General features: G+C 41.6%; 11 protein-coding genes and 1 pseudogene. 10 read left to right on the top strand and 2 right to left on the bottom strand.

Translation table 11 applies throughout. The features are described 5' to 3' along the window. Positions 1-234, bottom strand: a pseudogene (locus tag AC1DRQ_RS25545) (transporter); the annotation flags it as partial. Between the two features lie 2 nt (positions 235-236). Continuing rightward, a complete protein-coding gene (locus AC1DRQ_RS25540; RefSeq protein ID WP_477428051.1) occupies positions 237-797 on the bottom strand; it encodes a YeeE/YedE family protein in 561 nt (186 codons plus the stop codon). 170 nt (positions 798-967) lie between these two features. On the opposite strand from AC1DRQ_RS25540, the gene AC1DRQ_RS25535 reads away from it, so the two are divergent. From AC1DRQ_RS25535 to AC1DRQ_RS25490, 10 genes are all read left to right on the top strand, one after another. Further along, positions 968-1,519, top strand: a complete 552-nt coding sequence (locus AC1DRQ_RS25535; RefSeq protein WP_429392160.1) for a hypothetical protein — start codon at positions 968-970, stop codon at positions 1,517-1,519. Positions 1,520-1,774: 255 nt separating this feature from the next. Continuing rightward, positions 1,775-2,710, top strand: a complete 936-nt coding sequence (locus tag AC1DRQ_RS25530; RefSeq protein WP_477428049.1) for a hypothetical protein — start codon at positions 1,775-1,777, stop codon at positions 2,708-2,710. A 27-nt stretch (positions 2,711-2,737) separates the two neighbouring features. Further along, positions 2,738-4,294, top strand: coding sequence for a vanadium-dependent haloperoxidase (locus tag AC1DRQ_RS25525; RefSeq protein WP_477428047.1), 1,557 nt, complete (start codon positions 2,738-2,740; stop codon positions 4,292-4,294). A gap of 26 nt (positions 4,295-4,320) precedes the next feature. After that, entirely contained in the window at positions 4,321-5,136 is an 816-nt protein-coding gene (locus AC1DRQ_RS25520) for a hypothetical protein (RefSeq protein ID WP_477428045.1), read from the top strand. Between the two features lie 104 nt (positions 5,137-5,240). Next, entirely contained in the window at positions 5,241-6,329 is a 1,089-nt protein-coding gene (locus AC1DRQ_RS25515; protein ID WP_429392168.1) for a hypothetical protein, read from the top strand. Between the two features lie 97 nt (positions 6,330-6,426). Continuing rightward, a complete protein-coding gene (locus tag AC1DRQ_RS25510) occupies positions 6,427-6,891 on the top strand; it encodes a RidA family protein (RefSeq protein WP_477428042.1) in 465 nt (154 codons plus the stop codon). Positions 6,892-7,037: 146 nt separating this feature from the next. Next, the gene (locus AC1DRQ_RS25505; protein ID WP_477428040.1) at positions 7,038-8,150 is read left to right on the top strand and encodes a D-TA family PLP-dependent enzyme; all 1,113 of its coding nucleotides are present in this window, start codon (positions 7,038-7,040) and stop codon (positions 8,148-8,150) included. 1 nt (position 8,151) lies between these two features. After that, positions 8,152-9,222 (top strand): dipeptidase, encoded by a 1,071-nt coding sequence (locus AC1DRQ_RS25500; protein WP_477428038.1) that lies wholly within the window; start codon positions 8,152-8,154, stop codon positions 9,220-9,222. Between the two features lie 260 nt (positions 9,223-9,482). Then, on the top strand, positions 9,483-12,080 hold the full coding sequence (locus AC1DRQ_RS25495) for an MGH1-like glycoside hydrolase domain-containing protein (RefSeq protein ID WP_477428035.1): 2,598 nt from the start codon (positions 9,483-9,485) through the stop codon (positions 12,078-12,080). A gap of 287 nt (positions 12,081-12,367) precedes the next feature. Further along, positions 12,368-13,300 (top strand): sugar phosphate isomerase/epimerase family protein, encoded by a 933-nt coding sequence (locus tag AC1DRQ_RS25490; protein WP_477428033.1) that lies wholly within the window; start codon positions 12,368-12,370, stop codon positions 13,298-13,300. Positions 13,301-13,565: the final 265 nt, after the last annotated feature.

Genomic DNA, 13,565 nt, shown 5'->3' with positions numbered 1-13,565 from the left:
ATGAAACTTTTTTGTGGGGATCACTACAGCTTCGCCAGGTAAGGTTTTGATTTTAAAATGTTTAATTAATAAAACGGAAACCATGCCAACCAATATAGCGCTACCAATAATGCCGTACATGTGGAAGGATTGCAACCTGAACATTTCCTGTATCCTAAACCAGGATATAACCTCTGATTTAACCAGCACTATTCCAAAAAGCAAGCCTGTAATAAGATATTTGATGTTACGCATATTTATAGCTGGATAATGTCTGGTAAAATAAACCAGGTCATGATAAAGCCGCCAATCATAAAACAACAGGTAGCTACCATTGATGGCCATTGCAAAGTTGATATACCCATTATAGCATGACCCGATGTGCAGCCACCGGCATACCTTGTACCAAAGCCAACCATAAAACCGCCAATAACTATAAAAATGAAGCCCCTTAATGTTAACAGTTGCTGAAAGCTGAATATATCCCCTGGCAATAAGCCGCTAAAATCATTAACGCCCTGTTGTTTGAGCAGGGTAGCAGTTTGCGGGTTAATATTAACCGCATGATTTCCTGATAAATATTGAGTGGCTATATATCCGCCAAGCATAATGCCTGCAACAAAAAACAGGTTCCAGCTCTCTTTTTTCCAGTCGTACTTAAAAAATGGAATATTTGCAGGCAAACAGGCAGCGCAGATATGCCTTAGTGAAGACGATATACCAAATGCCTTATTGCCCATTAATAAAAGGGCGGGCACAACAAGGCCTATCAGAGGGCCTGCCACATACCAGGGCCAGGGTTGTTTAAAAAAGTCCATAATTACAAGCCATACTCATCCTAACAAAGGTATCTATAGTAAATAGCAATACTATAATTTGTACCAGTGCTATTTACACGAGTAAAAGTAATTTTATTTTTTTATTTGTTTTAATCAACTGTATCAATATATTTACAATAGTTTATACCCCTTGTTAATTACTTCATTTGGTGAAAAAGCTTATTGCCATATTATTATTAAATGTACACCTGTTCAATTTGGGCGGATACAATTTGGTATTTAAGTATTTAATTCACCGGTCGGAAGTTCAGATAGTTAAACAGATCTACGAAAACAAGGTAGACTCCACCAAACTTGTTGAAATAAAGCTTCCCGTGCATTTACCGGGTATTCACGAGTGGAGTGATTACGTAGTTGATCATGGCCAGCTTCAGCTAAAAGGCGTTTATTATAATTATTTAAGATATAAAGTTACCAGAGACACGATGTCATTCATTTGCATTGCCAATAGTGTTAAAACCCGCCTTGTAACTGCAAACTTAATTATCGCCAAAGAGTTCAGCGATGTTCCCCTGAGTAAAAAAGGACATGAATCCTCCCTTAAAAAAGTAAGTTTCGGTAGTGAATATAGTTTCCAGGAAATGCATTACCAATTTTTAGCATTTTCAACAATGCTTAAAATGCGCATAAACCCTATATCTTACCATTTAAATTCTCCCTTTATCGAATCGCCCGGCAAACCGCCAGATTTTACCTGCTAATTATTACCTGTAAATTATGATGTTGAATTGCTTTATATGCTTTAATTAAAGCTATAAATCCGTTTGATGATTGTTCAAGAACAAGTTGTTGCATTTTATTGTAATGCGCATGTTATTAACTATAACATAGTTTACACTCAATTATCTTTTTATTGCTGATAAATTATTAAGAACATTCTTATTCAGGGTGCTTTAGAATAATTGTCTTTCAGCCTGTTTCTAATTATTTTATTAGCAAAACCCTAATTAATATATATGATGAAATTTTTATCAATGAATTTTTACAGGTGCTGTTTAGTTACGGCTTGCTGTCTTACGCTTTCGCAATTTGCTAAGGCCCAAACAGATGCCGACGCGCTCATGATCCCTAAAAATTATTTTTGTGCCGCCGGTATATATACCTACAGCAGTTGGGATCATTACTGGGAAGGTACCTTTAAACGCGATAACCCTAACTTAGGTACCGTGAGCACCAATACGTATATGGTGGGCGGTACTTACGGACTATCAAACCGTATTAACCTAACACTGATGGTGCCTTATGTTAAAACCCATGCAACAGCCGGAACTCTAAGAGGGGAACAAAATTTTCAGGACCTGAGTGGGTCTATAAAATGGATGGCCATTAAAGAGGAGTTAGGCAAAGGATTATTTAGTTTCCATGCTATTTTATCCGGATCGATCCCGTTAACTAATTACGAAGCCGATTTTTTACCCTTATCAATAGGTTTGCACAGCAAGAATGTGGCTTTACGTGGTTTGCTTAATTATCAAACAGGTAGGTTCTTTGTAGCTGGTGCCGGGCAATACATTAGGCGCAGCAATATCACTATTGACAGAAATTCATACTACACAACCGAAATGCATTATACCAATGAGGTTGAAATGCCAAATGTTACCAACTTTTTTGTAAGCTCGGGTTTTCGCAGCTTAAAATTTAATGCCGAGGCCGTGTTGACTAAAGTAACGACCCTTGGCGGTTTTGATATCAGGAAAAATGACATGCCTTTTCCGAGCAATAAAATGAATGCTACCATTGCCGGGCTGATATTGAAATACAGCTTCCAGTCTATCAGTGGTTTGGAGTTTACCGCTGGTGGTAATTATGTTTTAAAAGGCCGAAACGTTGGGCAAACAAGAAGCTTTTACGGAGGCGTGTATTATGTTTTTAGCACTAAGAAAGAGAAATAGACAGGTAGATATTTAATGATAATTGATATGAAAAGAACATTACTTTATATAATCCCAACCATCCTTTTAGGTGTAACCATTTTTGGTTCATCATGTAAAAAAGATGTTGTTGACCGCACTTCACTGTATCCTGCGCTTGCACCGGGTAATATTGATCTGAATGCTGATACCTGGAAGCCGGTACTGGTGACCGATTTTAGTGTACTGAATGTGGCGGCACCAGATGCCATTGCATCGCCGGCTTATGTTGCCGATATAAATGAAATCAAAGCGCTTCAGCGTAATCTAAGCAGTGATCAGAAGGCATCTATTAAATACTGGAGCGCTGGCTCGGTATTACGTTGGAATGAGATATTGCGTGAGTTGGTAGCAAAGCATAATGTACCGCCATATCAGAACCCTGATGGTACTTACCCGGCCCCTAATTCGGCCAATCCCTTCAATTATCCCGAATTCCCTTTTTCAAATCCGCCGTACGCGGCACGTGCCTATGCTTATGTAAGTGCAGCGCAGTATGATGCGTTGGTTGCTGCCTGGCATTTTAAAAATATATACAAACGCACAGCTCCTTACAAAAATGATTCAGGAGTTCAGGCTTTAGTTCCGGCATCTGAATTGCCATCATATCCGAGCGAGGATGCTGTTGCTGCCGGTGCTGCCGTTGAGATAATGAAATTATTATTTCCAACCGAAATAGCTTTTATTCAGCAAAAGGCTGATGAGGAAAAATTATACAGAATAATGGCTGGCGCCAATACCAGGGGAGAGCTAAACGCGGGCGAATCATTAGGTAAACAGGTTGCCGCCATATTTGCAACGCGTGCACGTGCTGACCGCGCCGGAAAAGCTATTGGTACTCCAGATATTTGGAAAAGTTTTGAAACATTAGCCAGTAGTAAAGGTGAGAAATTCTGGATTAGCCTGGAAACACCTAAAAGGCCTCCTATGTTGCCGCTGTTTTCAAAAGTTATTCCGTTTTTATTCGATACACTTACTGTAGTAGCCATCAGACCAGGTCCACCATATTTAACTAATTCTCCTGAATTTAAAAAGGAAACAGAAGAGGTATTGGCATTTAGCAAAGACAGGTCACGCGCACATGAAGAACAGGTAGCATTTTGGGCCGATGGTGTGGCTACCTATACACCAACAGGCCACTGGAACGCCATTGCTGCTGATGAATTTGTAAAACAAAAATATAGTGAAGTACGCTGGGCGCGTAACTTTGCATTACTAAACATGGCCGAAATGGATGCCGCTATAGTTTGCTGGGATACAAAGTATTTTTACTTTAACCAGCGCCCGTCACAGGCAAACCCTGAAATTAAAACTTTAACAGGGGTGCCAAATTTTCCGGCGTATACATCCGGGCACTCTAATTTTAGCGGAGCAGCCTCGACAGTATTAACCTATTTGCTTCCTGACAGGGGTACTAAATTTACTGACCTGGCGCATGATGCTGCCATGTCAAGGTTATACGGTGCTATTCATTATCGTAGTGATTGTGAAGTTGGTCTGGTAACCGGCAACAAAGTTGGCCAGTACGCGGTGCAAAGGGCCAAAACAGATGGAGCAGATAAATAATAATCCGAAGTATTAAAATTGATAAAATGTTACGTTTAACTACCGATCAAAAAATTTATTTCACACTTCGCCTCGCTGTGGCTATGTGCTTTATTGGGCATGGCGCATTCGGTATTATAACCAAACCAATATGGTGCAATTATTTTGCATTGGTTGGTATTGGTCAGAATGCAGCTTACCGTTTAATGCCGGTTGTGGGTGTTGTTGACATATTGATGGGTATATCCATGCTTATTTACCCCATACGCGCTGTGGCCGGATGGTTGGTTATATGGGGTTTAATCACCGCATCTATGCGCCCTTTATCAGGAGAGCCATTTGCTGAGTTTATTGAACGTGCAGGTAATTTTGGGGCTCCCTTTGTGCTATTGTTATTACAGGGCGGTTTTAAAATACCCGTTAAGCAATGGTTTAACCGTATGGATGATAACGTGGTTATTAATGCATCCACTTTGAAAACGGTTATTAATTGCTTAAGGGTGTTTGCATTTTTGCTGCTGTTGGGGCATGGGTGCCTTAATTTTATAGAGAAGGCCAGCCTGGTTAATCAATATAATTCCATAGGTTTTCATGATCCCGGCAAAACAGCCCAGATAGTAGGAGTATTTGAAATAATAGCAGCTTTTTCGCTATTGATCCGTCCTTTTAAAAATTTATTACTCGTATTTATCATTTGGAAAATAACAAGTGAGCTGTTTTATCCGCACTATGAAATGTTTGAATGGATAGAGCGGGGGGGCAGCTATGGTGTATTGCTGGCTTTATGGTTCGCGGTTAAAAAAGCGCCATCGGGGTTTATCGTCTTTCCGTGGAAAAATATAAATAAACTGAGAGTTAGTTGATCAAAATAAAATCCTGTATGAGAGCAGGTTAAAGTCAGGCTTAAATGCCTGACTTTATTTAAAAAATTTGTCTTAAACCTTTAAAAATCATCATAAAAAACAACATGAAATTTACTCTAAAATTCTTTTTCGCAATAGCTTTTTACACAGTATTTACTTATACTCATGCAAACGCCCAGGGATGTGTAGCCATTAAGAGCAGTGGCCCGCTTGCCAACATGGAACACCCCATGCAGGATTCCAGCAGTAAAGGTTGGCAGCTTTCTGTATCATACCGATACTTTAAATCATTCCGTCATTTTAAAGGTGCTGATGAACAAAAACAACGCCTGGTAATAGGCAACGAGGTGATAAACCATCAAAGCACCATTGATTTGGGTATAACCAGGATTTTTAACCAGTATTGGTCGGTATCTGTTGGTATGCCTTATCTCATCAATACCCGTTCGTCATTATATGAACATGGTGGTAAAGAGAGGCATAGTTCATACTCGCATGGAATTGGCGATATGCGCATAGTTGCCAACAGATGGTTGTTTAACAGTCATACTGCATCAAAGGGCAACATTCAGGTAGGCCTGGGTGTTAAACTGCCAACCGGCGATTACAATTACCAGTCTAAATTTTTTAATGTAACGCCAGAAACACGCCCGGTTGATCAATCTATCCAGTTGGGCGATGGTGGTGTTGGTATTATTGCTGAAATGAACGGATTTTTAAACTTTACCAGTCGGTTTAGTGGATATACCAATCTGTATTATATGGCAAATCCACGCAACACCAATGGTACCCGCACTTACCGCGAGGTATTAAGCGCCTCATTAGCTAACGAGGCTATATCAAGCGTACCTGATCAATATCTGGCAAGGATTGGAGTAAACTATACATTTGGCGGGGCATTAAACGCACTTACTTTATCTGCAGGTGGAAGAATAGAAGGTATCCCGGTACATGACCTGATTGGTAAAAGTAATGCATTTCGCCGTCCGGGATATATCATATCCGCAGAGCCYTCAATAAATTATAGTTTAAAAAGGATAAACATTTTTGCTAATGTACCTATCGCCTTAAAACGTGACCGTACACAAAGTGTAACCGACAAAGAAAACAGCATCAGAACGGGTACTTATGTTATAGGCGACGCTGCGTTTGCAGATTACTCTATAAATATTGGTGCATCTTTTAGATTTTAAAACATATATACAGAGTTTAGTTGATAAGTAGAAGCCGGGAGTGAGATCCCCGGCTTTTTTGTTGTTATTTATTGGTTAATCTTTATAATTTTATCGCATGAACACTCCAGAAGAAAACTTTGCAGCGTTGGGTTTAAACCTACCGCCTGCACCAAAGCCGCTTGGCGTTTATAAACCATGTTTAATTGATGGCAAATACCTGTATTTGTCAGGTCATGGTACCGTACAGGACGATGGTACGCTGATCATCGGTCGTATTGGCGATACTATTTCACAGGAAGATGGTAAACTGGCTGCCCGTCAGGTTGGTTTAGCTATGCTGGCCACCATTAAAGCCAATATAGGCAGTCTTGATAAAGTAAAAAGAGTAATAAAAGTATTGGGTATGGTTAATTGCACACCTGATTTTGAGAAACATCCCTTTATTATAAACGGCGCAAGTGAACTTTTTGCCAAAGTATGGGGCGAAGAAAATGGCATTGGCGTACGCAGCGCGGTAGGTATGGGTTCATTACCCGATAATATCCCGGTAGAGATAGAGGCTTTGTTTGAATTAGCCTGAGAATAGTTTTAAGCGTTTTGAGTAGTGAGTTTTGAGTTGTTAAATAATTTGTCGAAAACCATGGCAATTTTTTAATCTGATGAATCTCGGTTCAGACAAAAACTCAGCACCAGTACTCAAAACTCACTACCCAAAACTCACAACTCATGACTCAAGATTGGTATATAATCAACGACGTTGAAAAGCTGGATACTCCGGCCCTGGTAGTTTATCCTGATAGGGTAAAAGCAAATATTGATCTGCTAAAATCCATGATCAATAATGTTGATCGGTTACGTCCGCATGTAAAAACCTATAAAAATAAGGAAGTTACCTTATTGCTGCTTGCCGCGGGTATCCATAAGTTTAAATGCGCTACTATTGCCGAGGCTGAATTGCTGGCAGTTTGTAAAGCACCCGATGTACTGCTTGCTTATCAGCCGATTGGCCCCAAACTTTATAGGTTCGTCAAGCTGATGCAAACGTATTCTCATACAAAGTTTTCATGTTTGGTTGATAATGCCGTTGCTGCAAAAGAAATATCTGATATTGCAGAAGCTAATAAGTTAACGATCAATGTTTACCTCGATCTTAACGTTGGCATGAACCGCACAGGCATAGCTGCGGGCTTTGAAGCGCTGCAGCTATATATGGATTGTGCGGTATTGTCCGGTCTTAACCCGGTTGGCCTTCATGCCTATGATGGGCATATTCATGATGTTGATCTTGAAACCCGTACAGAGCGTTGTAATGCGGGTTTTGAACCGGTATTAAAGCTGCAACAGGATTTGAAACAAAGGGGCTATCCCGAACCTATTATTGTGGCTGGTGGATCTCCCACGTTTCCTATTCACTCCAAAAGAAAACAAGTTGAGTGCAGTCCCGGAACTTTTGTTTATTGGGATAAAGGTTATCAACTGGGAATGCCTGAACAGCCGTTTTTACCAGCCGCATTGGTAATTACAAGAGTAATATCCCTGCCTGATGCGACTAAAGTTTGCCTGGATGTTGGGCATAAATCAGTATCTGCTGAAAACGAATTGAACAAACGAATTTATTTTTTAAATGCCCCCGAACTTAAACCAGTAGGGCAGAGCGAAGAGCATTTGGTGGTAGAGGCTGGTAAAGATCATGCTTACCAGGTGGGTGATGTACTATATGGCATGCCACATCATATATGTCCAACTGTAGCTTTATATGAGCGCGCTTATATAATTGAAAATAATACACTTAATGGCGAATGGCTTAATGCCGCACGTGACCGTAAAATAACTATCTGATATGTTTATAATTGATGCCCATTTAGATTTAAGCATGAACGCGCTGGAGTGGAACCGCGACCTGACTCGTCCGCTTGCCGAAATTAACCAGCGTGAAGAAGGCTTAACCGATAAACCTGATCGTGCTAAAGCTGTAGTTTCATTATCCGAATTGCGTAAAGGCAACATTGGTTTGGTGGTTGCTACACAAATTGGGCGTTATGTAGCTCCTGATAATCCATTGCCAGGCTGGCATTCACCAGAACAGGCCTGGGCACAAACCCAGGGGCAGGTAGCCTGGTATAAAGCCATGGAAGATGCTGGTGAAATGGGTCAGGTAAATGACCTGCCATCATTGGAAAAACACCTTAAACTTTGGAACGATGGTCAATCAACCAATCATAAACCTGTAGGCTATATTTTAAGCCTGGAGGGTGCTGATTCAATTGTTACTGTACAACATCTTGAACGTGCTTATAATTACGGTCTGCGTGCCGTTGGCCCTGCACACTATGGCCCCGGCAGGTATGCACAAGGCACCGATGCCACTGGGTATATGGGACCCAAAGGACATGAATTGCTAAAAGAAATGGAGCGGCTGAATATTATTTTGGATGCCACCCACTTATGCGATGACAGCTTTTGGGAGGCACTGGATAATTTTAATGGCCACGTATGGGCCAGCCATAATAACTGCCGGGCGCTGGTAAACCACAACCGCCAGTACAGTGATGAAATGATTAAAGCGCTGATTGATCGTGGTGCCGTGATCGGTGCTGCATTGGATGCCTGGATGATGGTACCAGGATGGGTTAGAGGGGAGTCGACACCCAAGGGGATGAATTGCAACCTTGAGGTGATGGTTGACCATATTGACCATATTTGCCAGATAGCAGGAAATGCCCTGCACATTGGCATGGGCTCAGATCTTGACGGTGCCTTCGGTCGCGAGCAGTGCCCTTATGATCTGGAAACTATTGCTGATCTGCAAAAAGTGCCCTCACTGCTAAAAAAACGTGGCTATACCGATGCAGATATTGAAAATATGATGCACGGTAACTGGTTGCGGTTTTTAAGGAATGCCTGGGCGTAGGGAATTGGAGGTAAGAAATAAAACTATGTCATTGCGAGCGACAGCGTGGCAATCTCATAGGACGAGTAACGAACTTTGCTTGTGCAACCTGTATGGTGAGATTGCCACGCTGTCGCTCGCGATGACAAATTAGGATAACATCCCTACATTCTTCACATTGATGTAAAACAAACCCTGCATTAGTGTTAACTTTCCTCAAATAAGCATACTTTGCAAACACTTGCTTAAAAAGCAGCATTATACTGTGAGGGATTTTTACAATGAATGCAGAACAATCAAGGTTAAAAGACACAAGCTGGAAAAAATGGGGCCCTTATGTAAGCGACCGGCAGTGGGGGACCGTTAGGGAGGATTATAGCGCCAATGGCGATGCCTGGAACTTTATTACTCATGACATGGCCCGCAGTAAAGCCTATCGCTGGGGCGAGGAAGGCATTGCAGGTATTTGCGACAGGCAGCAAAATCTGTGTTTTGCCATCGCTCTTTGGAATAAAAAAGATCCCATTATTAAGGAACGCTATTTTGGTCTCAGCAACCCTGAAGGTAACCACGGGGAGGATGTAAAGGAACTGTACTATTACCTGGATAGTACGCCTACGCATTCGTACATGAAAATGCTGTATAAATATCCACAGCAGGAGTTTCCTTATGATTGGCTGCGCTCCGAAAACAAACGCCGTACCCGTAATGATCCCGAATTTGAACTGTTTGACACCGGGATATTTGACAAGGATGCCTATTATGATGTTTTTGCCGAATACGCCAAAAATGCGCAGGATGATATTCTGATCAGGATAACCGTACACAACCGTGGTGATCAGGACGCGGCGTTAAATGTAATGCCAACCCTGTGGTTTCGTAATACCTGGAGCTGGGGATACAAGGACTATAAGCCTTATTTAGCTGCCAATGGGCAGGGAAAGATAGAGGTATCGCATAAAGATCTTGATCCTTTATGGCTACATACCGAAGGTTCGTGTAGTTTATTGTTTTGTGAAAATGAGACCGATACACGCCGCCTGTATAACTATGATAATGGGATTAAATATCCTAAAAGCGGTATTAACGATCATATAGTCCACGGGGCAGATACCATTAACCCCAGGAACACAGGTACAAAAGCTTCGGTTAATTACGATATAACCGTTGCCGCCAAGCAAAGTGTAACCATACGTTTGCGGTTATCTCCCGATGCCGACTACAGTTTTGAGGATTTTGACCAGATATTTAATACCCGCATTGCCGAAGCCAATCAGTTTTATAATGACATACACGGCACTAAACAGACTGAAGATCGCAACCTGATACAAAGACAGGCTTTTGCGGGTATGTTATGGAACAAGCAGTTCTACTATTCCGATATCCGTCACTGGCTCAGAGGCGATCCGGCACAGCCTAAACCACCTGAGCAAAGAAAAAATGCCCGTAACAGTAAATGGATGCACCTGAATACCAGAGATGTGGTATCCATGCCCGATAAATGGGAATACCCCTGGTTTGCGGCCTGGGATCTGGCCTTCCATTGTTTGCCACTGGCCAGGATCGATATGGTTTTCGCTAAAAACCAGCTGATATTGCTTACCCGCGACTGGTATATGCACCCGAACGGGCAGCTTCCTGCTTATGAGTGGGATTTTAGCGATGGTAATCCTCCTGTGCATGCCATGGTTGCCTGGAGTGTTTATAAAACCGACAAAGAAGCCAATAATGGAAAGGGAGACACCTACTTTCTGGAAAGGATATTCCATAAGCTGATGCTCAATTTTACCTGGTGGGTAAACCGTAAGGATGCCTCTGGTAACAATGTTTTTGAAGGTGGATTTTTGGGCCTGGATAACATTGGTGTTTTTGACAGGAACATGCATTTGCCAATGGGCCAGCACCTGGAGCAGGCTGATGGTACCAGTTGGATGGCCATGTACTCGCTCAATCTACTGCGTATTGCTACTGAACTGGCTGAAAAGAATAAGGCCTACGGCGATATCGCATCCAAGTTTTTTGAGCATTTTATATACATCGTAGGGGCTATGTCAAACCTGGGCGATAATAATGAAGGTCTTTGGGATGATGAAGATGGGTTCTTTTATGACCAAATTAGTTTTCCTGATAATGGTTCGATAAAAATGAAGGTAAGGAGCATAGTAGGGTTGATTCCCTTATTTGCTACCGAAGTGCTCAATGAAACTGATATAACCGATAGCCCGATATTCAGGGATCGTATGAAATGGTTTGCCGAAAACAGGCCCGACCTGGCATCACTGGTTTCGCGCTGGAACGAAAAAAGTGCAAATGGGAAGCATCTTATTAGCCTACTGCGGGGTTTCCGCATGAAATCCCTGCTTAAATATATGCTCGATGAAAATGAGTTTTTAAGCGATTATGGTATTCGTTCCTTGTCAAAATATCACCTGGAACACCCTTATCATGTCGCGGTGAACGGCGTGGAGTTTGGTATTGCTTACACACCTGCAGAAAGCGACAGCGGCTTGTTTGGTGGTAACAGCAACTGGCGTGGGCCCATCTGGATGCCCATAAATTACCTGATCATCGATAGTCTGCACCGGTTTTACGAGTACTATGGTGATGATTTTAAAGTAGAATGCCCTACAGGATCTGGTAATTATATGAACCTCAAAGAAGTGGCTAACGAACTTTATCGCCGGGTATCAAAATTGTTTTTACGTGATGATAAAGGCAACCGGCCGGTATTTGGTAATTACCAAAAGCTGCAAACTGATCCTAATTTTAAGGACTATATACTTTTTTATGAATTTTTTGATGGCGATAATGGTCGTGGGGCCGGTGCATCCCATCAAACCGGCTGGACAGGGTTAATTGCCAATTGTTTGTATGTGTGATTACTTTTTTTCTACACGCCATTGCGAGGAATGAAGACAAACGACCGAAGGGAGCTCATTAATACAAATAAAAATAAACACAACATTAATAATCTCTATGCTATACAGAGAAGATAGATTGAATAACTGACTTGCCTATATAAAAATTGCTTCGTTCCTCGCAATTGAAGCGATGGGTGAAATACTTCTCATTATTTTATTGTGTCTTTTTTACACAATAAAATTTATTTGATGCCGAAAATTATTTAGTTTTACTGTACCACTTATAAAAACTAAAAATTATCAGCATGAATTACAACAGGAGGAAATTTATTCAAAGCGCTGGTGCACTGGCGCTTGGCGGCATAGCTTTATCTGGCAGGGCCGGTACTTTATTAAGCAATGTAGAGGTTCAACATCCGGTAGGTTTGCAGCTGTATACATTTTTTGGCATCATTGACGAAGATGTAAAAGGCACCCTGACCAAAATCGCGGGTCTCGGTTACAAAGAAATGGAATCGGCATTTAGCAAAAAAGGCGGCTACTACGGCATGAGCCCAAAAGAGTTTAAAGCTATGGTGAATGATCTGGGTATGGCCTGGACATCACATCATGTACTGGGTGCCCCGTTCAAACTTCCTCCGGGAACAAAAATGCCTGTCGGTGCCGATGGCAAACCAATGGTGATACCCCCAATGAAAAACCTGCGGGACAATATGCAGCAACTTGTTGATGACGCTGCCGAAGGTGGCATCAGTTACCTGGTTTGCGCAAACTCGCCAACTGCTACACTTGATGAAATAAAATCGACCATTGAGGTGTTAAATAAAACAGGAGAAGCCACTCAAAAGGTAGGGATACAATTCGCTTACCATAATCACGATATGGAATTTCATGCGGTTGATGGCAAAGTACCGTACGATCTGTTGCTTAGTGAAACTGATCCTAAAAATGTAAAAATGGAGCTTGACCTGGCCTGGGCTATAAAAGGCGGTAAAGATCCGGTTGAAATGTTTAAACAGCACCCCGGACGTTTCCCGTTGTGGCATGTAAAAGACCTTGATGCAGGCCGGCAAAATATACTCCCGGTAGGCAGCGGTACTATCAATTTTAAACCCATTTTCGCCGCCGCAGCATCAGCAGGTATGCAGCACTTTTTTGTGGAGCATGACATGCCTAAGGACGCACTGGCAAGTGTAACCAGCAGTATTAGTTATTTGAAGAATACCTTGAAGGTATAGGTATTTACCCACCATTCTCCAACACGTCATTGCCTTTAGATTAGCTTCAACAAAATAATATAGGTTATTATTATTGTTGAAGCTTTCTTTTTGCTTCTTTTTCTTTGTTAATAACCTTGATTTTTGTGGAAAAAGTTAACAACGGTAAGGGTTCATTATCGTCATTGCCAGGCTTAAAGGCCTATGCCTCGATTAAATCCCTTACCGCTTGTTTTAAACTGTGACATCAAATAGAAATTAGAGTTTGGAAGGCTCATTAGTAAGG

This window comes from Mucilaginibacter sp. P4_E8, from assembly GCF_056401495.1.
Note: the sequence above shows the minus strand (reverse complement) of the source record. Positions and strands in the feature narration are given on the sequence as shown.